The sequence below is a fragment of the Amycolatopsis rifamycinica genome (assembly GCF_000695625.1).
Lineage (GTDB): Bacteria > Actinomycetota > Actinomycetes > Mycobacteriales > Pseudonocardiaceae > Amycolatopsis > Amycolatopsis rifamycinica.
Map to the genome: position 1 here is coordinate 346,286 of NZ_JMQI01000028.1, position 21,054 is coordinate 367,339.

General features: G+C 71.7%; 20 protein-coding genes and 1 pseudogene. 11 read left to right on the forward strand and 10 right to left on the reverse strand.

Annotated features, from left to right (window positions below):
• Positions 1-182: 182 nt before the first annotated feature.
• Complete coding sequence (locus DV20_RS16055) at positions 183-1,607, forward strand: short-chain fatty acyl-CoA regulator family protein (RefSeq protein ID WP_043780844.1); 1,425 nt, start codon at positions 183-185, stop codon at positions 1,605-1,607.
• Here DV20_RS16055 and DV20_RS16060 read toward each other — a convergent pair whose 3' ends face one another.
• Together DV20_RS16060 and DV20_RS16065 are read right to left on the reverse strand one after the other, a co-directional pair.
• A complete protein-coding gene (locus DV20_RS16060) occupies positions 1,608-2,591 on the reverse strand; it encodes a hypothetical protein (RefSeq protein WP_043780847.1) in 984 nt (327 codons plus the stop codon).
• Positions 2,588-3,079 (reverse strand): SigE family RNA polymerase sigma factor, encoded by a 492-nt coding sequence (locus DV20_RS16065; protein WP_043780848.1) that lies wholly within the window; start codon positions 3,077-3,079, stop codon positions 2,588-2,590. Before DV20_RS16065 ends, DV20_RS16060 begins: the two co-directional genes overlap by 4 nt.
• 87 nt (positions 3,080-3,166) lie before the next feature.
• On the opposite strand from DV20_RS16065, the gene ilvA reads away from it, so the two are divergent.
• Positions 3,167-4,423 (forward strand): threonine ammonia-lyase IlvA, encoded by a 1,257-nt coding sequence (gene ilvA, locus DV20_RS16070; protein ID WP_043780849.1) that lies wholly within the window; start codon positions 3,167-3,169, stop codon positions 4,421-4,423.
• A gap of 20 nt (positions 4,424-4,443) precedes the next feature.
• Positions 4,444-5,013 (forward strand): NADAR family protein, encoded by a 570-nt coding sequence (locus DV20_RS16075; RefSeq protein ID WP_043780850.1) that lies wholly within the window; start codon positions 4,444-4,446, stop codon positions 5,011-5,013.
• A 1-nt stretch (position 5,014) separates the two neighbouring features.
• Here the strand turns inward: DV20_RS16075 and DV20_RS16080 are convergent, their stop codons facing one another.
• Positions 5,015-6,409, reverse strand: coding sequence for an alpha/beta fold hydrolase (locus DV20_RS16080; RefSeq protein ID WP_043780852.1), 1,395 nt, complete (start codon positions 6,407-6,409; stop codon positions 5,015-5,017).
• A gap of 229 nt (positions 6,410-6,638) precedes the next feature.
• Positions 6,639-7,394: an acyltransferase gene (locus DV20_RS16085; RefSeq protein WP_043780854.1), complete on the reverse strand. Its 756-nt coding sequence runs from the start codon at positions 7,392-7,394 to the stop codon at positions 6,639-6,641.
• A gap of 52 nt (positions 7,395-7,446) precedes the next feature.
• Between DV20_RS16085 and DV20_RS16090 the strand changes: the two genes are divergently transcribed.
• The 3 genes from DV20_RS16090 (at position 7,447) to rox (ending at position 11,277) form a co-directional block, all read left to right on the forward strand.
• The gene (locus tag DV20_RS16090) at positions 7,447-8,409 is read left to right on the forward strand and encodes a nucleoside hydrolase (protein WP_043780856.1); all 963 of its coding nucleotides are present in this window, start codon (positions 7,447-7,449) and stop codon (positions 8,407-8,409) included.
• 98 nt (positions 8,410-8,507) lie between these two features.
• Positions 8,508-9,605, forward strand: a complete 1,098-nt coding sequence (locus DV20_RS16095) for a C40 family peptidase (protein WP_043781015.1) — start codon at positions 8,508-8,510, stop codon at positions 9,603-9,605.
• 205 nt (positions 9,606-9,810) lie between these two features.
• Positions 9,811-11,277 carry a rifampin monooxygenase gene (rox, locus tag DV20_RS16100; protein WP_043780857.1) on the forward strand — a complete coding sequence of 489 codons (1,467 nt, stop codon included), beginning with the start codon at positions 9,811-9,813 and terminating at the stop codon, positions 11,275-11,277.
• Positions 11,278-11,496: 219 nt separating this feature from the next.
• On the opposite strand, the gene DV20_RS16105 is transcribed toward rox, so the two are convergent.
• Entirely contained in the window at positions 11,497-12,654 is a 1,158-nt protein-coding gene (locus DV20_RS16105) for an MFS transporter (protein WP_043780859.1), read from the reverse strand.
• A gap of 117 nt (positions 12,655-12,771) precedes the next feature.
• Between DV20_RS16105 and DV20_RS16110 the strand changes: the two genes are divergently transcribed.
• From DV20_RS16110 to DV20_RS46595, 4 genes and pseudogenes are all read left to right on the forward strand, one after another.
• Positions 12,772-13,542 carry a maleylpyruvate isomerase family mycothiol-dependent enzyme gene (locus DV20_RS16110; RefSeq protein WP_043780861.1) on the forward strand — a complete coding sequence of 257 codons (771 nt, stop codon included), beginning with the start codon at positions 12,772-12,774 and terminating at the stop codon, positions 13,540-13,542.
• A gap of 71 nt (positions 13,543-13,613) precedes the next feature.
• A complete protein-coding gene (locus DV20_RS16115; protein WP_043780862.1) occupies positions 13,614-14,189 on the forward strand; it encodes a PadR family transcriptional regulator in 576 nt (191 codons plus the stop codon).
• Between the two features lie 10 nt (positions 14,190-14,199).
• On the forward strand, positions 14,200-15,648 hold the full coding sequence (locus tag DV20_RS16120; protein ID WP_043780864.1) for an FAD-dependent monooxygenase: 1,449 nt from the start codon (positions 14,200-14,202) through the stop codon (positions 15,646-15,648).
• A 362-nt stretch (positions 15,649-16,010) separates the two neighbouring features.
• Positions 16,011-16,156: pseudogene (locus tag DV20_RS46595) on the forward strand (IS30 family transposase); the annotation flags it as partial.
• Positions 16,157-16,337: 181 nt separating this feature from the next.
• Here the strand turns inward: DV20_RS46595 and DV20_RS16125 are convergent.
• Together DV20_RS16125 and DV20_RS16130 are read right to left on the reverse strand one after the other, a co-directional pair.
• Complete coding sequence (locus DV20_RS16125) at positions 16,338-16,856, reverse strand: GNAT family N-acetyltransferase (RefSeq protein ID WP_043780865.1); 519 nt, start codon at positions 16,854-16,856, stop codon at positions 16,338-16,340.
• Positions 16,857-16,866: 10 nt separating this feature from the next.
• Positions 16,867-17,754: a TetR/AcrR family transcriptional regulator C-terminal domain-containing protein gene (locus tag DV20_RS16130; RefSeq protein ID WP_043780867.1), complete on the reverse strand. Its 888-nt coding sequence runs from the start codon at positions 17,752-17,754 to the stop codon at positions 16,867-16,869.
• A gap of 137 nt (positions 17,755-17,891) precedes the next feature.
• On the opposite strand from DV20_RS16130, the gene DV20_RS16135 reads away from it, so the two are divergent.
• Positions 17,892-18,554: a DUF2306 domain-containing protein gene (locus DV20_RS16135; RefSeq protein WP_043780868.1), complete on the forward strand. Its 663-nt coding sequence runs from the start codon at positions 17,892-17,894 to the stop codon at positions 18,552-18,554.
• A 46-nt stretch (positions 18,555-18,600) separates the two neighbouring features.
• Here DV20_RS16135 and DV20_RS16140 read toward each other — a convergent pair whose 3' ends face one another.
• The 3 genes from DV20_RS16140 to DV20_RS16150 all read right to left on the reverse strand — a co-directional run bounded on the left by DV20_RS16140 (position 18,601) and on the right by DV20_RS16150 (position 21,054).
• The gene (locus DV20_RS16140; protein ID WP_043780871.1) at positions 18,601-18,978 is read right to left on the reverse strand and encodes a DUF427 domain-containing protein; all 378 of its coding nucleotides are present in this window, start codon (positions 18,976-18,978) and stop codon (positions 18,601-18,603) included.
• Between the two features lie 63 nt (positions 18,979-19,041).
• Positions 19,042-19,806, reverse strand: a complete 765-nt coding sequence (locus DV20_RS16145) for an HAD family acid phosphatase (protein ID WP_043780873.1) — start codon at positions 19,804-19,806, stop codon at positions 19,042-19,044.
• 81 nt (positions 19,807-19,887) lie between these two features.
• Positions 19,888-21,054, reverse strand: coding sequence for a class I SAM-dependent methyltransferase (locus DV20_RS16150; RefSeq protein WP_043780874.1), 1,167 nt, complete (start codon positions 21,052-21,054; stop codon positions 19,888-19,890).

Genomic DNA, 21,054 nt, shown 5'->3' on the forward strand with positions numbered 1-21,054 from the left:
TCTGACCCTGACATGCCAGCGAAAACAAGGTCCAGTCGTCCAAGTTGCCAATTTGTGCGAAGGGTCCGTACGCTCTTTGCAAAGGTTGCGAATCAGCTGGTTCGCAGGTGATCGAAAATCCGCGTTCTTGACCGTTCACGTAACCGTTCAGGACCGGAAACCTTCCGGAAAGGGAGGCACGAATGGAGAAGACTTTCGCCGGCGCGCGGTTGCGGCACCTTCGCGAAAGCCGCTCGATGAGCCAGGCGGACCTCGCTCGTGTGCTGGAGATCTCACCCAGTTACCTCAACCAGATCGAGCACAACGCGCGCCCGCTGACCGTGCCGGTGCTGCTGCGGATCACGCAGGCGTTCGGCGTCGACACCGAGTTCTTCGCCAACAACGACACCTCACGCCTGGTCGCCGACGTCAAGGAAGCCCTGCTCGACGAGGTCCTCGGCGTCGACGTCACGACCAGTGAGCTCAACGAGCTCGCCACGAACCTCCCGGCGATCGCGCAGGCGCTGGTCAAACTGCACCGCAGCTACCGCAGCGCCGTCGAGAGCACCGCCGCCCTGACCACGGAAAACGGCCTGGGCCTGCACGGCAGCGCCGCCGCGCCGCTGCCGCACGAGGAGGTCCGCGACTTCTTCTATGAGCGCGAGAACTACGTCGCCGAACTCGACGAACGCGCCGAGAAGATGGCCGCGGACATCCCGCTGCAGCGCGGGCAGGTGCTGGGCGCGCTGAAGGAACGGCTTTCGCAGCGCTACGGCGTCGAGGTGACCAGCGAGGGCATCGACGAGGCCGCCGGCCAGCAGCACCGCTACGAGCCGATGACGCGGGTGCTGCGGCTGGCGCCGAGCCTGCGGGTCGGGCAGCAGGCGTTCCGGATGGCGTCGCAGATCGCGCTGCTCGAGTACGACGACTTGATCACCGAACTGGCCGATTCGTGGGCGTTCTCCGGCCCGGCCGCCCGGTCTCTCGCCCGTGTCGGCCTGGCGAACTACTTCGCCGGGGCGCTGATCCTCCCCTACGGGCCGTTCCTGGCCGCGGCCGAACGGTTCCGCTACGACATCGAGCGGCTTTGCGACCACTACGGCGTCGGCTTCGAGACGGTCTGCCACCGGCTGTCCACGCTGCAGCGGCCCAAGCAGCGCGGGGTGCCGTTCTCGTTCGTGCGCGTGGACCGGGCCGGGAACATGTCGAAGCGGCAGTCGGCGGCGGGGTTCCACTTCTCCCGCGTCGGCGGGGCCTGTCCGCTGTGGAACATCTACGAGGCGTTCACCCAGCCGGGCAAGATCCTCACCCAGATCGCGACCCTGCCCGACGGCAAGAGCTACTTCTGGGTCGCGCGGACGGTGTCGCGCAACATCGGCGGCTACGGCAGTCCCGGCAAGACGTTCACCGTCGGCTTGGGCTGCGAACTCCGCCACGCCGGACGGCTCGTCTATTCGACGGGCCTCGACCTGGACGAGCCGGCCGCCGCGACACCCATCGGGATGGGCTGCAAGGTCTGCGAACGGCCGGCCTGCTCCCAACGCGCGTTCCCCACGATCGGCAAGCAGCTCACCGTGGACGAGAACACCAGCACCTTCGTCCCCTACCCGGCGGTGCCGAAAGGCTGATCAGCCGAAGACGTGCGCGGTCCACTCGGTCTCGTCCCGGCCGAGCGAGGTGATCCTGCTCAGCAGTTCCTTCGCGGTGATGCCCATGGCCTTCGGCTGGTCGAACGCGACGCAGACCTTCAGGGCGTTCTTCGTCTCGCACTTCTGTTCGCCGACGCCTTCCAGGGGGCCGCCCGGGGGTAGGACGTTGATCGTCGCCAGCCCGCCGTTCACCGAGTACTGCAGCACCAGCCGCCAGGGCACGCCGTCCCGGTCGGGGCGGCGCGAGAGGTAGCCGTCGGTGAGGTGGAACGTGTCCGGCAGGCTCGTGATGCGCAGCGGCAGCGGCACCGCCCGGTTCGCGAACGTCACGCCGGCGGCCACCCGGGTCAGCACCTCCTGCAGGTCCGGGACGGCGAGGTAGTACGCGTGCAGCCGGGCCCACCGGCCGTCCGGGGTCCGCCAGTTCAGGTAGCTCTCGCCGTGGTTCAGCGGGTCGTTCGGGTCGGTCGTGAGCCAGTGGCCGTCGCGGCCGCCGATCCGCACGGGGATCCGTGTCGCCTGTCTGCCCAGGCCAGGCGGGTTGTTCGGCTCCTGGTCGTAAACCGACAACCAGATCATCGGCGCCAGCTCGCCGCGGCCGATGGCCAGCGCGGTGTCGCCGTGCGCGCCGACGGCGTACTCGATGCCCTTGATCTGCTCCGGGAGCCAGCCGAAGCTCGCCTTCGCCACGATCGGGTTGTCGGTGGGTGCCGGCGCGACGGACGCGGGCGTGGACGATGCGACCACCGGCGCCGTCGCTACTGGCGGGGCCGGCCGCAGCACCGACACCGCCGTCACACCGCCGGCCGTCACGACCGCGGCACAACCGAGGACCAGCGCCGTGGTCCGCACGCGACGACGGCGCCGCCCCATCCGGCGGGCGCGGTCGATATCGAGCCGGGGCGGCGGGGCGGGCGTCTCGGCCAGTTCCTTCAGCTTGGTGGCCAGCTCGTGGTCGGTCATGCTCGTCCCTCCCGGATGGGTTCGCGCAGCAGCTCGCGAAGCGCGTCCACGGCCTTCGCGGTCTGGCTCTTGACGGTGCCTTCGGAACAGCCCAGTGCCCGCGAGGTCTCCGCGACCGGGAGATCGCAGAAGTAGCGCAGAACGACGGTCGCGCGCTGCCGGGCGGGCAGCCGTTCCAGCGCCGCCCGCAGGTCCAGGGCCGATTCGACGTCCGCGCCGGGTCCGGGCGAGTCGTGGTCGTTTTCACGCAAATCCACCCGCCGCCACCACGACGTCCGCTGTTCGGCCAGGAAGGTGTTGACCAGCGTGCGGCGCGCGTAGCCGTCCACGTTGTCGGCGCGGGAGGCCCGCGGCCAGTTCGCGTAGAGCCGGGTGACCGCCGACTGGACCAGGTCGTCGGCCCGGTGCCAGTCGCCGCAGAGCAAGTACGCGACCTTGCGCAGCCACGCGGCCCGCGCGGTCACGTACTCGGTGAATCCCGCGTCCATCGGCGCCCCCATCTCGTTCGACACCCCTTTGATGCGCCCGGAGGCCCGGACGGTTGCCCGGGAGGCGCGAGTCGTAGATTCACCGGGGTGCACGACATCGACACGGTGACCGCGGCGACGATCGAAAAGGCCGCCGAGCGGCTGGCCGGGGTGGTGACCCGGACGCCGCTGGAGCCGAGTGCCCGGCTGTCGTCCCGGGTGGACGCGCAGGTCTGGGTGAAGCGTGAGGACCTGCAGACGGTTCGGTCGTACAAGATTCGCGGCGCCTACAACTTCATCGTCCAGCTCGACGAGGACGTCCGCGCGCGAGGCGTCGTCTGCGCCAGCGCCGGCAACCACGCCCAGGGCGTTGCGTACGCGTGCCGGCGGCTCGGGGCCAACGGCCGCGTCTACGTTCCCGGCACCACGCCGCGGCAGAAGCGGGAACGCATCGCGACGCTCGGTGGCGCGCACATCGAGGTCGTCGTTGTCGGCGAAACGTACGAAGACGCCTTCGCCGCGGCCAACGAGGATGCCCAGCGCAGCGGCGCGACCCTGGTGCCCGCGTTCGACGACGTCCGCACCGTCGCCGGCCAGGGCACGGTCGCCCTCGAGGTGGTCGAGCAGCTGAGCTTCGTCCCCGACGTCGTGGTCGTGCCCGTCGGCGGCGGCGGGCTGCTCGCCGGGGTCGGCAGCTGGCTGCGGGAGCGGCACCCGGAGGTCCGGATCATCGGTGTCGAACCCGCGGGCGCGGCCTGCATGGCCGCGGCCCTCGAGTCCGGGCACCCGGTGCGGCTGCCCGCGCTCGACTCGTTCGTCGACGGCGCCGCCGTGCGCGAAGCCGGCTCGGTCACCTATCCCCTCGTCCGCGAGAGCGGCGCCGAGCTGACCGCGGTCGCCGAGGGCGCGGTGTGCACCGAGATGCTCGCGATGTACCAGTCCGACGGGATCATCGCCGAACCCGCGGGCGCGCTCGCCTCGGCGTCGCTGGGCACGGTCGTCGACGTGGAGCCCGGTCAGACCGTCGTCTGCCTGGTCTCCGGCGGCAACAACGACGTCAGCCGTTACAGCGAGATCCTCGAACGCTCGCTGATGCACGAAGGGCTGAAGCACTACTTCCTCGTCAGCTTCCCTCAGGAGCCCGGCGCGCTGCGGCGGTTCCTCGAGCAGGTCCTCGGGCCCGAAGACGACATCACGCGCTTCGAGTACGTCAAGCGCACCAACCGCGAGAGGGGCCCGGCGCTGGTCGGCATCGAGATCGCGCGGCCGGCCGACCTGCCCGGGCTGCTGGCGCGGATGGACGCGAGCCCGCTGCAGGTGGAGCGGATCGAGCCGGGCAGCCCCCTGTTCCACTTCCTGCTCTGAGCGCGTGGTCCACTAGGTGGATGGTGAAGGTCGACGGAGTCCGCAGTGTCGAGGCGTTGCGCGAAAAGGTCCACGAGGGTGCGGAGCCCGAATACCTGCTGTTCTACGGGCACACGCCCTCGAAGTCGGGGCGGGTGACGGCGAGCTGCCTGAGCCAGTGGTGGGCCGACCCGTTCGAGGCCGACGGCGTCGTCTACCCGACCGCCGAGCACTACATGATGGCCGGCAAGGCCGAGCTGTTCGGCGACCACGAGAAGGCCGAGCTGATCCGGGCCACGCCCGACCCGAAGACGGCGAAGGTGCTCGGCCGCGAGGTCGCCGGGTTCGACGCCGCCACCTGGGAGCGGCACCGGTTCGACATCGCCGTCGACGGCAACCTGGCCAAGTTCCGCGCCCACCGCGACCTGCGCCGGTTCCTGCTGGGGACCGGAGACGCGGTGCTCGTCGAGGCGTCCAAGAAGGACCTCGTCTGGGGCAGCGGGCTCGCGCGCGAGGAGAAGAACGCGACCAAGCCGGACTACTGGCGCGGCCTGAACCTGCTCGGCTTCGCGCTGATGGAGGTCCGCGACCAGCTGCGGGCCCGCATCTGACTCAGGGCGCCGGAACCGGCGCTCCCGCGCACGACGCCGAGGTCGTCCGGCTGGTGTCGAAGAAAGTGACCACGGCGTCGGCGCAGGGCAGCGACGAGAGCGAGCCGTGGACGTCGTCCTCGATGGTCATCAGCGCGCCGCCGATCCGCTGCCGCATCGCGAGCGCCCAGCCGATCGGGGTGACGGGCTCGTAGAGGTGACCGGCCAGCTGCAGCGGGCTTGTCCCGTTTTCGAACGACCACGGCCGGGCGGCCAGCGGCCAGCCGACGCACAGTTGTTCGTAGAAGCCGTAGCCGCCCGCGACCGGGAGGCGCTTCATCCGGTCGAGGCGGTGCTGCCAGACGGTCTCGAAGTCGCGTGGGCTCGGCGACTCGTTGCAGAGCAGCGCCGTCTGCTGGAAGTGGTTGAACGCGTACGGCTCGCCGTCCCAGCCCAGTCCGGCCCTGGTCGGTTTTCCGACGACGGGCGTTCCGCCGTCGCGGATGGCGGCGAGCTGCTTCGCCAGGCCGGCCCACTCGCGGCGCGGGTTGGCGAGCATGTCGTTGACCGTCGCGCCGTGCTCGTCCCGCAGTCCGAGCAGGGCCTTCGCGACCGCGGGCTCCGTGGTCCCGAATCGGTAAACGGCGTCGTACCTGGCGATCCACGCCGCGAAGTCGTGGAAGGTGTTCTCGCCCGCCGTCGCCTGGCCGTCGTCCATCGCAGTGACGTTCAGGTCCGGCGGCATGACGGAGTCGAGCAGCATCTCGCCGACGTGGTCGTCGAAGAGCGACCGGTACTGCGCGCCGAGCGCCGTCCCCCACGAGACGCCGTAGTAGCCGATCTTGTCCTCGCCGAGCGCGACGCGGATGCGGTCCAGGTCGCGGGCGATCGTCGGCGTGGTCAGATTCCGGACGAAGGCCGGGTGGGCCTCGACGCACTCGCGGTTGGCCGCGGCGGCGCGTTCGGCGGCTTCGCGGGCCTTCTCCTTGTCGGTGATACCTGGCTCGGGGAACTCGGTGGGGCACGGCAGGTCGGCGCTGTAGCCGACGCCGCGCGGGTCGAACCCGACGAGGTCGTGGTGGACGCCGAGGCCGCCGGCGTGGCTGCCGGCGATGCTGCCGGGCATGGTGAGGCCGGACTGGCCGGGCCCGCCCGGGTTCATCAGGATCGCGCCGGTCCGGGGGCCGGTCGCCCGGATCCGGCTGACGGCGATGTCGATTTTCGGACCACCGGGGTCGGCGTAGTCGAGCGGGACCGGGACGAGCGCGCACTCGGTGCGGTGGTCGCCGGGGTCCCAGCCCTTCGCGACGGTGGCGCAGAGCTGCCAGGAGAGCCCGTCAGCGGCGGCGACCGCGGGGACGGCGGGCAGCAGCGCCGCGGCGGTGAGCAGCGGGACGGCGAACCGGGTGATCGACATGGGCTCAGGCTGCCGAGACCGGACGCGGCGGAGATCGGCCGATCAGCCGATGATCACCGCCGAACGGCCGGGAACGAACGTGACCGCTTTTCGACCACACGGAAATCGCAGGTCAGAGCATCAACCGCCGGGACACTCGCCGCCAGGAGGAGCAGGGTGGGCAAGGCGGCTTCGCGGAATTCCCCCATGCCACCATGTCGCGAAAAGCGACCACGCGGCCCGAGTGGTCCTACTGCTCGCCGAGGGTCTTCTGCAGGGCCTTGTTCGCCTTGCGGGCCATGTCCGCGATGGCCTCCCGACGCGCGGCGTCGGCCGCGTAGTCGTCTTCGCGGTTGCGGACCACTCGGGCCGGCGCGCCGACCGCGATCGAGTAGTCCGGAATGTCACCACGGACGACCGCGTGCGCGCCCAGGACGCTGCCGCGGCCGATGCGGGTGCCCTTCAGCACGCTGACCTTGGTGCCGAGCCACGTGTCCGGGCCGATCCGGACCGGGGACTTCACGATGCCCTGGTCCTTGATCGGCACGTGGATGTCCGAAATGACGTGATCGAAGTCACAGATGTACACCCAGTCGGCCACCAGCGTGGCCGCGCCGAGCTCGATGTCGAGGTAGCAGTTGATCACGTTCTGACGGCCGAACACGGACTTGTCGCCGATCCGCAGCGAGCCCTCGTGGCAGCGGATGGCATTGCCGTCGCCGATGTGGACCCAGCGGCCGATCTCCAGCCGCCCGTAGCCGGGGCGGCAGTGGATCTCGACGTTCTTCCCGAGGAAGAGCATCCCCCGCAGGATGATGTGCGGGTTGGCGAGCCGGAACTTGAGCAGCCGGTAGTACCGGACCAGGTACCAGGGCGTGTACGCGCGGTTGCGCAGCACCCAGCGCAGCGAGTCGGCGGTCAGGAACTTCGCCTGACGCGGGTCGCGGCGGGCGCGGCGCCAGGCCCGCACCCGCGACAGCGCGGGCGCACCCCACATCGACGTCATGCCCGTGACCGTAACCTGTGTACGGGACGGGTTCGCAGGCAAGGGGAGCTGGATGGGCACGAAGCTGATCATCGACACCGACCCGGGCGTGGACGACGCGCTGGCGATCGCGCTGGCCGCGCTGTCCCCGGACGTCGAACTGCTGGGTGTGACGTCGGTTTTCGGCAACGTTCCCCTCGACCGCACGACGTCGAACGCGCGCCGGCTGCTGGAGCTCTTCGGCCGCGCCGACGTGCCCGTGGCCGCCGGGGCGGCGCGGCCGCTCATCTACTCCAAGCCGCGTGACGCGAAAGAGGTCCACGGCGGCGACGGCCTGTCGGGCCATTCCTACACGCTGCCCGAGGCGAGCCGTCCGCTGGAGGAGCGGGACGCCGTCCGGCTGATGCTCGACCTGCTCGAAACCGCGGACGAACCGGTGACCATCGCCCCGATCGGGCCGCTGACGAACATCGCCGCGCTGCTCGCGGCCCACCCGGGCGCGGCGGCGAAGATCGCGCGGCTGGTGATCATGGGCGGTGGCGTGACGTTCGGCAACAGCACGACCGCCGCCGAGTTCAACATCTGGAGCGACCCCGAGGCGGCCCGGCGGGTGCTGGTCGAGGAGGACGTCCCGGTCGTGCTGGTGCCGCTGGACCTGACCCACCGCTGCGCCGTCGACGCCGAATGGCTGGCGAAGCTCGCGTCGTCGGGGCCGATCGGCGCCACCCTCGAAGGACTGACCTCGACCTACCGGCAGCACTACACGCGCGTCTTCGGCGAGGACCGGATGGTCATGCACGACGCCGTCGCGGTCGCCGAGGCGATTTCGCCCGGCATCCTGCACACCGAGACCTACCGGGTCGACGTCGACTGCGGCCTCGGCCCGGCGCGCGGCCAGACGCTGGTCGACCGGCGGCGGCTCGGCGAGGACGATCCGCAGTTCTCCCCCGGCCGGCCGATCGAGGTCGCCATGGACACCGACCTCGACGGCCTGCGCGGCTTCGTCCTCGACCGGCTCACCGGAGCGGCCCGGTGAGCGAGGAGCCCCAGGTCGCCCCGGCCGAAACGCCCGAAGTGCCCGAGGCCGCCCCGGCCGAAACCCCCGCTCCGCCCGCGCCCCGCCGCCGGAAGCCCGTGGTCGTGATCGCGGCCGCGGTCGTCGTCGCGGGGGCCCTGGTGGCCGGCATCCTGCTCGCGCCGAAGCAGCAGGAGACCACGAACGCCGCCGCGATGGTGCCACCGGCGTCGACGACGTCGCCGAGGCCGTCCCCGCCGCCGTCGACCACGCCGACGGCGATCTCGACGCCGCCGAAGGTGCCCGAAGCGAGCGAGTTCGACGCCTGGGCGTCCAAGACCAGCCAGTGGCTCGACATCCCGTTGCGCGCGATGGTCGGCTACGCGAAGGCGACGACGAAACTGAGTAAGGACGTCCCCGGGTGCCACCTGTCCTGGGTCACGCTGGCCGCGGTCGGAAAAGTGACCACGGACCACGGCCGGGCGCGGGGCGGGCAGCTCGGCACCACCGGCGTCCTGGACAAGCCGCTCGGCACGATCGAGGTGCGCGACTTCTACGACAAGGTCGTCTCGACGGCGAACGCCGCCGGGCCGATGCAGCTGTCGCCGGCGATCTGGGGCAAGTACCAGGCGAGCGCGTCCGGCGGGAAACCCGATGTCCAGAACATCGACGACGCCGCGCTGACCACGGGGCGCGCGCTGTGCGCCGACGGCCACGACCTGTCCCAGGGCCAGGTGTGGTGGGACTCGGTCGGCACGCTGCAGCCGGCGCCGCTGTTCCTGCACCGGACGCTGGCGACGGTCAACGTCTACGGCACGGTCGGCCAGGGCTCGGCGCCGCCGAACCCGGCGGTGCTGAGCGCGGTGAACTTCGCGATCGACAAGATCGGCCTCCCCTACATCTGGGGCGGCAACGGCACCGGCGGCAACGACCCGGGCTTCGACTGCTCGGGCCTGACGACGGCGGCGTACGGCAGCGCGGGGATCAAGCTGATGCGCACCGCCGACACGCAGTTCCGCAGCGTGCCGCACGTGACCGACCCGCAGCTGGGCGACCTGATCTTCTACGGCGAGCCGGCGACGAAGATCCACCACGTCGGTCTCTACATCGGCAACCAGCAGATGATCGACGCGCCCCAGACCGGCCAGGCGGTCCAGGTCCACACCTACCGGCGGCCGGGCGACGACTACGCGGGAGCGGGCCGCCCGACGGCCTGAGCCGTGGTCGCGCGGACGACGAAAAGGATTGGACGCCGTCACGGCCGGGCCGGTACCTTGCCCGAGACCGTGACACCGCCCGAGGAGGTGAGACCCATGAACGCTGGATCGATGTGGGTGCTCCCCCGCCAGTCACGGCCGGGCGATTGACGTAGGTGTCGCCGGGAGCGCCTCGAACTCAAGGCACTCCCGAAAGGCACCACCCATGGATTCTTCGCCGATTCCCACCGAGCCGTCGCCGGACGTGATCATCGCCGGCTGCGGGCCGACCGGCGCGGTACTGGCCGCCGAGCTTCGGCTGCACGGCGTGCGGGTGCTCGTCCTCGAGCAGGAAACCGAGCCCGCGTCGTTCGTCCGCATCGTCGGGCTGCACATCCGCAGCCTCGAGCTGATGGCCATGCGCGGGCTGCTGGATCGCCTCCTCGCCCACGGACGGCAGCGTCCGGCGGGCGGCTTCTTCGCCGCGATCCCCGCACCACCGCCCCGTGACCTCGATTCCGCGCACGCCTACCTGCTCGGCATCCCGCAGCCGGTGATCGTCAGGCTCCTCGAAGAACACGCGGCCGGCCTCGGCGCCGAGGTCCGGCACGGCCGCGCCGTCGCCGGTTTCGAGCAGGACGACGAGGGCGTGACCGTCGAGCTGGCCGACGGCGAACGGCTGCAGGCGCGCTACCTCGTCGGCTGCGACGGCGCGCGCAGCACCGTGCGCAAGCTGAGCGGCATCGGCTTCCCCGGCGAGCCCTCGCGGACCGAGACGCTGATGGGCGAAATGGCGGTGGCGGCGCCGCCGGCGGAGATCGCCGCCAAGGTGACCGAACTCGGCGAGAGGCACCGGCCGTTCTGGCTCAGGCCGGTCGGCGAAGGCGTCCACAGCGTGGTCGTCCCCGCCGCGGGGGTCGCCGATCGCGCGGAGCCGCCCACCCTCGACGATTTCCGGCAACAGCTGCGAGCCGTCGCCGGAACCGACTTCGGCGTGCACTCGCCCCGCTGGTTGTCGCGATTCGGCGACGCCACCCGGCTCGCCGAGCGGTACCGGACCGGACGGGTGCTGCTGGCCGGCGACGCGGCGCACATCCACCCGCCCACGGGCGGGCAGGGTCTCAACCTGGGCATCCAGGACGCCTTCAACCTCGGCTGGAAACTGGCCGCGCGCATCCGCGGCTGGGCCCCGGAACCGCTGCTGGACACCTACCAGGCCGAACGCCGTCCGGTCGCCGAGGAAGTGCTGGACAACACCCGGGCCCAGATGGCGCTGTCGTCGCCCGAGCCGGGCTCGCGGGCCGTGCGCCGGCTGCTCACCGAGCTGATGGGCTTCGACGAGGTGAACCGCCACCTGATCGGGAAGATCACCGCGATCGACCTTCGTTACGATTTCGGCGACGGCCCTGACCTGCAGGGCCGTCGCCTGCGCGACATCGACGTGAAGCAGGGGCGCCTCTACGACCGGCTGCACCACGGCCGTGGTCTCCTGCTGGACCGCACGGAACGCCTGACCGCCGGCGGCTGGTCGGACCGGGTCGACCACCTCGCGGACCCCACCGCGGCCCTGGACGTTCCGGCCCTCCTCCTGCGCCCCGACGGCCACGTCGCCTGGGTCGGCGACGACCAGCGGGACCTCGACGACCACCTCGCCCGCTGGTTCGGCGAGCCCGCCGCCTCACCTCTCCGGTGACGCGGCGGGCAGGGTGTGGAGGCGGGCAGGCACCTCCGGCGTGAGCCGGCGGCGACGTTGTCCTCCGAATGACCAGAGGTGCGATGACCAGCACCTGTGGTCCCCACGCGAGCCGCACCCGCACCGGCCCGGTCCGCCCGGGCGGCGGCGAGCACCTTCGCGTGCTCGTCGCCGCCCGCTCCCGCCTCGGGTTCGCGTGGTGGCCGCACACGGACCACATCAGGTCCGGCTCGCCGCTGTTTCCCGCACCCGCAGCGACGGCGCCAGGAAGACGATGCCGAAGGTGACCACGACCGCCGACGACAGAGCCCAGTGCAGGCCGACGCGGGTCGCGAGCGCGCCGACCAGTACCGGCTCCAGCAGGAAGCCCAGGTAGCCGCAGGCCGCGACGGCGGCGACCGCCCGGCCCGGCGCGTCCGCCTGCTTGCGGCTCGCCACACTCCACGCGATCGGCACGATCCCGGCCACGCCGAGCCCGACGACCGCGAAGCCGAACACCGCCGCGACCGGCCACGGTGCCGCGAGGACCACGGCGAAGCCCAGCACCGCGACCGTGGCCGCCACGCGGACGAACCGGACCGCGCCCGTCCGCGCCACGACGCGGTCGGCGACCAGGCGGACCGCGATCATCGTCCCGGAAAAGGCGAAGTAGCCGAGTGAGGCGAGTGCGGGCGTCGCGCCGGTGACGTCGGCGAGGTAGACCGCGCTCCAGCTGTTGACCGCGCCTTCGGCGACGAATCCGCAGAAAGCGACCACGCCCAGCGGCACCAGCGCCCGGCTCGGCCACGCGAACGCCGCGCCGCCCTGGCCGGGGTCGGCGCCGCCGAGGAACCGGGTGCGGGCCGCCCACAGCGCGAGCGCGAGCAGCGCCGCGCCGGCGATCGGGAAATGGACGGTCACCGGGACGTGGGTGGCTTCCATCAGCGCGTCGACGCCCGAGCCGGCGAGGCCGCCGATGTTCCAGAAGGCGTGGAAGCCGGCGAAGATCGGGCGCCCGTAGCCGTCCTCGACACGGGCGGCGTGGGCGTTCATCGCGACGTCGAGCAGGCTGTTGCCCACGCCGAGCACGACCAGCGCGGCGAAGAACACCGGCGCCGACCACGCGAGCGCGACCAGCGGCAGCCCCGCGCACAGCACGACGGCGCCGAGCACGACGGCCGCCCGGCTGCCGATCCGGGTCAGCAGCGCGCCCGCGCCCAGGAGCGCGAGCACCGATCCGGCGGCGAGGCCGAACAGCCCGGTCGCCAGCTCGGCGGTGCTCAGCCCGAGCCGCTCCTGCACCGCGGGCACCCGGGCCAGCCACGTCGCGAACGCGGCGCCGCACACCGCGAACACGACGGAAACCCCCAGCCGAGCGCGCTTCAGCTCCCCAGTCACCCCGCCACTCTACGGATCTTGGGCCGCGGCGACCCGCCTGTCCAGGTCCCCGGGGGCCGGCTTCGGGGCAGCCCATCATGACCCCACGGCCGCCGTCACCCGGCCTACGGTGGCGGGGTGAAGTCTTTGAGCCACGACCGGCTGGCCGGCGCCCTCGTCGCCGAAGCGGACCGGTTCGGGACGACGATCGCGGGCGCCGCCCCGGACGTGCGCGTCCCCACGTGTCCAGAGTGGACACTGCGGGACCTGACCTGCCACGTCGGAACCGCCTACCACAAGTCCGCCGCGATCATCGCGAGCCGGCCCACGGGTTACGTGCCGTTCGAAGCCGTCACGATCGACGAGCCGCCCGCGTTCGACGCCCTCGGCGGCTGGCTGCGCGACGGCGCGGAGCGGCTCGTCGCCGCGGTGGCCGAGGTCGGCCCCGAGACCCCGACGTCGACGTGGACACCCGACCGGCGCGCCGGGTTCTGGACGCGCCGGCTGACCCACGAAACGGTCGTCCACCGCGCGGACGCGGCTTTCGCGACGGGCACGCCGTACGACGTCGACGCCGACCTCGCCGCGGACGGGATTTCCGAGGGCCTGGATCTGGTGGCGATCTTCTCGCGCCGCCCGAACCCGGCACTGGATCGAACGTCGCTGCACGGCACGGGCGAGACGCTGCTGTTCCGCGCCACCGAACTCTCGGTCGGCTGGCTCGTCCGGCGGACGCCGTCGGGGGTCGACGTGAGCAAGGAAGCCGCCGAGGCCGACGTCGTCGTCGAGGGCCGCGCCGCTGATCTGATGCTCGCCCTGACGGGGCGCATCGCCGCGGACGACCCGCAGCTCTCCGTGTCCGGCGACGCGGCCCTGTTCACGCACTGGCGGGAGAACACGCGCTTCTAGCCACGGTGGCCGGGGCACCGCGAGGCTTGACGGCCGTCGTATAGTCGATTCCGACTAATAGGGAGCGACTAGTGCCACCACGCAAGGTCCGGAACACCCTCGCGCTGGCCCTGCTGGGCCTGCTGCTGGAACGCCCGATGCACCCGTACGAAATGGCGTCCACGCTGCGCGAGCGACACAAGGGCTCGACGTTCAAGATCAACCCGGGTTCGCTCTACGACACCGTGGAGTCCCTGGCGAAGCACCGCTGGATCGAGCCCGTCGAGACGGTCCGGGAGGGCAACCGGCCGGAGCGGACCGTCTACGCGCACACCGAACTCGGGCGCCAGGAGTTCGTCGCCTGGCTCGACGAGCTCGTCCGAGAACCGGTCGCCGAGTACCCGAAGTTCGTCGCGGCGGTGAGCTACCTCGGCGCGCTCGGCCCGGAGCGCGCCGCCGACGCGCTGGAGGAACGCGCCCGCCACCTCACCGAACGCATCGACGGCGCCGAAACGGCGCTGGCGGAAACCGTCGGCAAGGGCGCGCCACGGCTGTTCATGATCGAGGTCGAGTTCGTCCGGCACGCCTGGCGCGCGGAGCTCGACTGGGCGCGCCGGACGGCCGCCGAAATCCGGTCCGGCGCCCTGCCGTGGCCCGAAAACTTCTGAGGGGAAAACCATGCCCGATCCCGACGTCCTCGTCGCCGGCGCCGGCCCGGCCGGCCTGCTGCTCGCCGCGGAGCTCGCGCTGGCCGGCGTCCGCACCACGATCGTCGAACGGCAGCCGGAGCGGCCGCCGTACTGCCGCGGCTTCAACCTGAACGCGCGGGCACTGGACCTGCTGGCCCGCCGCGGCCTGGCCGAAGGGCTGGTGGCCGAGGGACATCGCGTGCCGCACGCACCGGTCACCGGCCTGCCCGGCCCGCTCCTGCTCGACGGTGCGGCGACCGACCACCCGTTTTCGCTGGGCATTCCGCAGACCCGCGTCGAAGAGGTCCTGGAGGCCCGTGCGCTCGACCTGGGCGTCGAAATCCTGCGCGGCCACGACCTGCGCTCGTTCACGCAGGCCGCGGACAGCGTCAGCACGGTCGTCCACAACGGACGCTTCGGCCGGACGATCCGGTCGCGGTACCTGGTGGGCTGCGACGGAAGCCGCAGCACGGTGCGCAAGCAGGCCGGGATCGGTTTTCCCGGGACCGACGCGCGCTGGTACGCCCTGCTCGGCGACGTCGAATGCGAGCTGCCCTACGGGCCTTCAGCGGGCCCCGACGGGCGAAGCGTATTCGTCATCCCGCGGCCGGGGTACGTCCGGATCGTGGTCCGGGAAGACGACCCGCCGTCGGACAAGGACACGCCGGTCACGCTGGAGAGGCTGCGGGCCCAGGTGGACGCGGTCCTCGGCCGCCACGTCGAGCTGCGCGCACCCCGCTGGCTGAGCCGCTTCGGCGACGCGGCGCGCTTGGCTTCCCGGTATCGCGAAGGCCGGGTGCTCTTGGCGGGCGACGCGGCCCACATCCACCCGCCGGCGGGAGCGATCGGCGTGAACGTGGCCCTCGACGACGCGTTCAACCTGGGCTGGAAACTGGCGGCGACGGTGCGGGGGACGGCACCGGAGGGCCTGCTGGACACCTACCACGACGAGCGGCACGCGGCGGGCACGCGGATCCTGGCGAACACGCGGGCCCAGGTGGCGCTGGAGGAAGCGGGCGACGAACCATGGGCGGACCTGATGCGGCGCGTGGCGGCACACCCGGCGGGGAACCGCGCGCTGGCGGAGATCATCACGGGACTGGACGCGTGCTACGAGCCGGGCGGGCACCCATGGCTGGGCCGGCTGGCTCCGGACGTGCCGCTGCGGGTTTCGGGGACGGAGACGCACTTGGCGGCCCTGCTGCACACCGGGCGGCCGGTGTTGCTGGACCTGACGGCTTCGGGTTCGTTCGGGGTGTGGTCGGCCGGAGTGGAGGTGGTCGCCGCTTCGAGTCCGTCCACTTCGGACATCGACGCGGTGCTGCTGCGGCCGGATGGGCATGTCGCGTGGGTGGGTGCGCCGGGCTCGGGTGAGGCCGGGCTGGCGGCGGCCTTGCGCCGGTGGGTGGGGGATGTTCCGGTGCCGGCATCCGCCTGACCGCGGGGGCCGGGGGGTTCGGGGAAGTCATGGTTCTGCGCCGGTGGCCATGGCAGCTGGTCCGGCGTCGGCGGACAAGCTGGTGACGCCGAACCCGATGTGGCGGCATTCGCCTGCCCCTGGAGGGCGGGGCCGCACACTCCCCCGCCCCTCGGCGGTTTCTAGGGGTGGTTGCAACACCTGAGTGTTCAGGGAGTTGCAGACGTCCAGACGAGATCGGGACCGGGCCCCGCTGGGCATGGTTTGGGGTTCAGGTCGGCGTGGCCGGCCGTTGATCGGGGAGCGGGTCGCCTCCTTTGCGCTAGTGAATGCAGGTGTAGGCGCCAGGGAAGCGGCTCGGCGGGTCGGGATCAACTATCGGACGCGGCTCCAACGAGAACACCAACGGGCTCTGCGGCAGCACTTCCCCAACAGCACCGACCCCAGCGTCCACACCGCCGAGCACCTCGACGCGGTCGCGGTCGAGCTCAACGACCGGCTCCGGATGACCCTCGACTGGGACAGCCCACCGAACACACGACACAGCCACTCAACACCACCCACCCACAGCAGTGTTGCAACGACCGCTAGAAACCGCCCTTCCCTAGGAGCGTCCCCAATTCCAGTCTATCGGCGGCCTCCGACAAAACCCGGAAAACGACCCCCGCACACCCCGGCGATCCACAACCCGGCCGCGTTGTGGACAACGGTCAGCGCGGGCGCTCCAAGACCGCCCGCTGCTCCACCCGCCCGTCCAGGACGAACTTGCTGTGCAACGAAAACCCCAGCTTCTCGACCACCCGGGCCGACGGCTTGTTCGCCGGCTCGTACACCGCCAGCAGGCGGTCCGCCCAGCCCGACTGGAAAGCCTTGTCACGCACCGCCGTTGTTGCTTCCGTGGCGTACCCGCGGCCCCAGCCCGAGGGGGCTATCCACCAGCCCATCTCCACCGCCGGTGCTCCCAGGCCCGACTCCGCCGCGTCCCGCCGGACCAGCGACACCACTCCGTCGAACGAGCCCGGTGCCGCCGAGACCGCGAACCAGCCGAAGCCGTGCGAAGCCCAGTGCGCGAGCGTTGCTCGGTGCTTGACCAGCGTGTGCTCGTGGCTCCACGGCTCGCCCGTCCCCACGTAGCGGACCGTCTCGGGCAGCTGGGCCAGTGCGTACAAGTCGTCGAAGCGGTCTTCGGTCCACGCGTGCAGCGTGAGCCTCTCCGTGGTGATCAGCACCGCCGTCAGTCTAGTGTCCGGCCAGCAGTGCGGCGATCCCGTCGAGCTGGCGGTGCAGCCCGAACTCGAACACCTCGTCGAGGTCGACGTCCTCGACGCCGGTCATCACCTCGGTCAGCGTCGGGAACCGGCCCGACTCGAGGAAACCGTGCAGCAGCGCCATGTCCGCCGCCAGGCGCTGGTCGCCCGTGATGCCCGTGTCCTGCTCGGCCTGGACCTCGAACGCGTTGCTCGCCGCCAGGCCGCCCACCCAGCCGTTCAACGTCATGATCACCTGCAGCTTCACACGTCGCTTCAAGCCGGTTCCGGCCAGCGCTCGCAGGGACCAGTCGACCAGCCGCAAGCCCGCCGCCAGCACCGGCGGGCGGACCAGGGAATTCAGCAGGATCGGCGCCAGCCACGGGTGACGGCGGTACGCCAGCCACTGCGCGCGGGCGGCCAGCTCGAGGCGCGGACGCCACTGCGCCGGGCCCGGCTCCGGCAGCTCCGCCTCCCCGAGCGCGACGTCGGCCATCAACCGGAGCAGCTCGTCCTTGTCCGGCACGTGCCGGTACAACGCCATCGGCCCGACGCCCAGCTCGGCCGCCAGCCGCCGCATCGACAGCGCCGCGAGGCCTTCGGCGTCGGCCAGCGCCATCGCCGCCCGCACCAGCGCGTCGCGGCCCAGCGGTGGCTTGACCGGCGTCCGGTCGGCCACCACCGTGCCGCTGCCCGGCACCGCTCGCACCCAGCCCTGCTCGCCCAACGCGGCCAGGGCCTTCGCCGCGGTCGCCATCGCGACGCCCCACTCGCGGACCAGCGCGCGGGTCGACGGGACGCGGTCGCCCGGCCGCAGCTCGCCCGCGGTGATCCGGCGGCGCAGGTCCGCCGCGATCCGCAGGTAGGGCGCCTCGGCCACGCACCCTCCGTACTAGAACACTTGCCCACCGAACCTAGAACGGTTTCAGGGTACTCCCCCAATATCTGCGGCGAAGATTGTCGGCTGCGAACCCCGCGAAATACGGTGCCGATACACCGTACGAAACAGGGGGACGCATGACGACGACCGAACTCCGCCGCCCGAAGCCGTGGGTCCTCCCGCTGGGGCTGCTCGTCACGGCCTTCCTGGCCTTCTCGCTGCCGCCCTACCTCGGGCTCGACTCCGCCCGGTCGCGGATTCCGGCCCCGACCGGCTGGTACTACCCGGTGCTGGTGACGCACATCGGCTTCGCGACCATCGCCATGGTGACCTGCGCGCTGCAGATCTGGCCGTGGCTGCGGCGCGAACACCCGGCCGTGCACCGCCGCACCGGGCGCGTGTACGTCTTCGCCGGCGCGATCCCGGCGTCGATCGCCGGTTTCGTGATCGCGCTCGCGGCGCCGTTCGGGCCGGTCGGGGCCGTGTCGAACGTCCTGCTCGCGACGCTGTGGTTCGGCTGCACCGTGCAGGGCTACCGGCTGGCGCGGGCACGCCGGTTCGGCGAGCACCGCCGCTGGATGGCCCGCAGCTTCGCGCTGTGCATGTCGATCATCAGCAACCGGATCTGGGGCGTGCTCTGGGCGGCCGTGCTGACACCGCAGCTGGACACGACCTTCGGCGGCAGCGAACTGGCGCTGGGCCAGGCGATCGCGGGGATCACCACGTGGACCGGCTGGGTGCTGCCGCTGCTGGCCGCCGAGTGGTGGCTCGGCCGGGGACGCCGGCGCGCGGTCGCGTGAGCCACGACGCACCGCCGGCCGGACGCGCGTCCGGCCGGCGGGGTGCTCAGTCTTCGACCAGCTCGATCGAGTCCACGACGTTCGGGTAGAACGCGACGTGGTCCTTGATCGGCGCGACCGCGTCGTACGGCTTCTCGTACGTCCAGACCGCGTTCTCGCCCTTCACGTCGCCCGCGCTGAGGCTGTAGTAGCTCGCCTCGCCCTTGTACGGGCAGTACGTCCCGTGGTCGGTGCGCTCCAGCACGCCCGCGTCGACGTCGGCCAGCGGGATGTACTGGACCGCCGGGTACGTGGATTCCTGCAGGGTGAGCGCGTTGCGGCTGTCCGCGATCACCCGCCCGCCCGCCTTGACCACCACGCGGGCCTTCGTCGGCTCGACGGTGATCGGGTGGTCCGGGCCCGGCTGCAGAACCTGCTTCGCCATGTCAGCTCCCTGAGAGTTCCGTGTCCCAGGAGCAGCGCGCCGGGCCCGGCCGATATTCCGGGATCAGGGCAGGTAGTACATCGGGTTCGGCAGCTTGACCGGACGCAGCGCGTAGCCGCCTTCGAGGTCGCTGAACTGGTCACCGAGGTTGAGCACGATCTTCGCGCCGGTCGCCTCGATGTGCGCCCGCGTGCCCGACTTGTACTGGACCGTGGTGCAGGTCAGCCCGCACGGCAGGTAGTCCGGCGCGGTCGTCTTCGGCTTGAAGAACGCCCCCGCCGGGGCCGGGTAGCCCTCGTTGGCCAGGTTCTTCAGCGACCGCGGCCCCTGGAACTCGTTGCGTCCGGTCAGGAAGTAGACCTTGACGCCGCGCTGCGCCGCCCAGTTGGCCAGCTCCAGCACCGGCTTGTTCGCGACGAACGTGCCGTTGTCGATCGCCTGCTGCTGCTTCACCGGGTCGAAGCCGAAGTCGTTGTCGGCCTCCCAGCCGTAGGTGACCTCGGACGTGTCGTCGACGTCGAGCACGACCGCCGGGTTCTTCACCCGGCCCAGCTGCTGCTGCAGGAAACGCTTCGCGTCCGAGACGATCCGGTTCGTGTCCTTCACGAACCGGCTCGTGTCCGAATAGTGGTGTTTCCCCGCGGCGTCGAGGTAGTCGCCGTAGTACGCCTTGACGTCCAGCTTCACCTGGCCGATGTTGGCCGGCTCCTTCGACCGCGCGGCGGTCGATTCGTCCGATCCGGCCAGCGCGGTGGCCCCCGAGGCGACGGTGGCGCCGATGGCCGCGGCGGCGGCGAGCTTGACGAGACCTGACCATTTTCCGGACACGGCGAACCCTCCAGTGGAACTTGACGACCCGGGGAACCTACGTCAGGTTCACGTGGAGTTCCACCCCTCGAAAGTTTCCGTTCACGTGATTCTTTCGGCACGGCACAGGAACGCCACCGGTGACCGCCCGATCCGCGTCAGCACCACCGACGCTTCCGCGGCACCGCGCGGCTTCAGGCGTCTCCGCAGCGCGTCCGGGTCGACGTCCAAGCCCCGCACCAGGATTTCCAGCCGCCCGACGTCGTGGCGCTTGAGCACGCCCTTCAGCGCCTTTTCGGTGTACGGCCCGTGTTCCAGGACGCGGAAGGCCCGCACTCCCGGTGGCGGGGTGTCGCCGGTCAGGTACGCGATGCGTTCGTCCAGCTGCCACAACCCGTGCCGGGCCGCGTAGTGGCGCACCAGGCCGGCCCGGACGACGGCGCCGTCGGGGTCGACGATCCACTCCCCCGGCTCCCGGGCGGGCAGCTCGTCCGGCTCGGCGTCGGTGACCGTCCACTGTGTCCCGTCCGAGCGCAGCACGGTCGCCCTGCGGGTGACGCCGGTGCCCAGGCCCCGCCACAGGCAGGATTCCCGCACCTGGCCGTCCAGGGACACGAGTTCGACCTCCTCCGCCCACGGCGTGAGCGCGAAGTCGAGACCGGGCGCGCACTTCACGGACAAGGCCCGCCCCGGGTAGGCCTCGACCAGCCCGTCCAGCGGCGGGGCGAAGTCGGCGGGCTTCCACGCCCGGCGTCCGGCGGCGTCGCGGCGGGCCGGGTCCGCGACGACGACCCCGGACCGGCTGACCGGCCGCAGGGCGTCGGCCCGCGCGAGCCCGAACACCACGCCCGCCGCGGTCCCGTTGTACCGCGCCATTTCCAGCCGCACCGGGTCCACATCGGACCCGAGCGCGCGCCGCGCCACCCGCGCGATCTCGACGAGGTCGGCGCCCACCGAGCACGTGACGTCGTGGACGTCGAGCCCGGCGAGACGGGCGGCCCGGTGGCGCGCGACCACCGACGCGCTCGCCTGCTGGAGCGCGTCGGAAGTGAACAGCCAGTCCACACCGGACAGCTTGCCGACGGCTTTCCGCCGCAGCAGCGCGGTTTCCAGGACGGCGGCCGCGTGCGACTCGCCCACAAGACGCCGGACGGCCGCGACGGACGTGATCGGGTCGGTCAGCGGCAGTGCCGAGACCTCGGCGAGCGCCGCCGCACCCGCGCCGGAACGCAGGTAGGCGACGTCGCCGAGGCTGAACGAATAACCCAA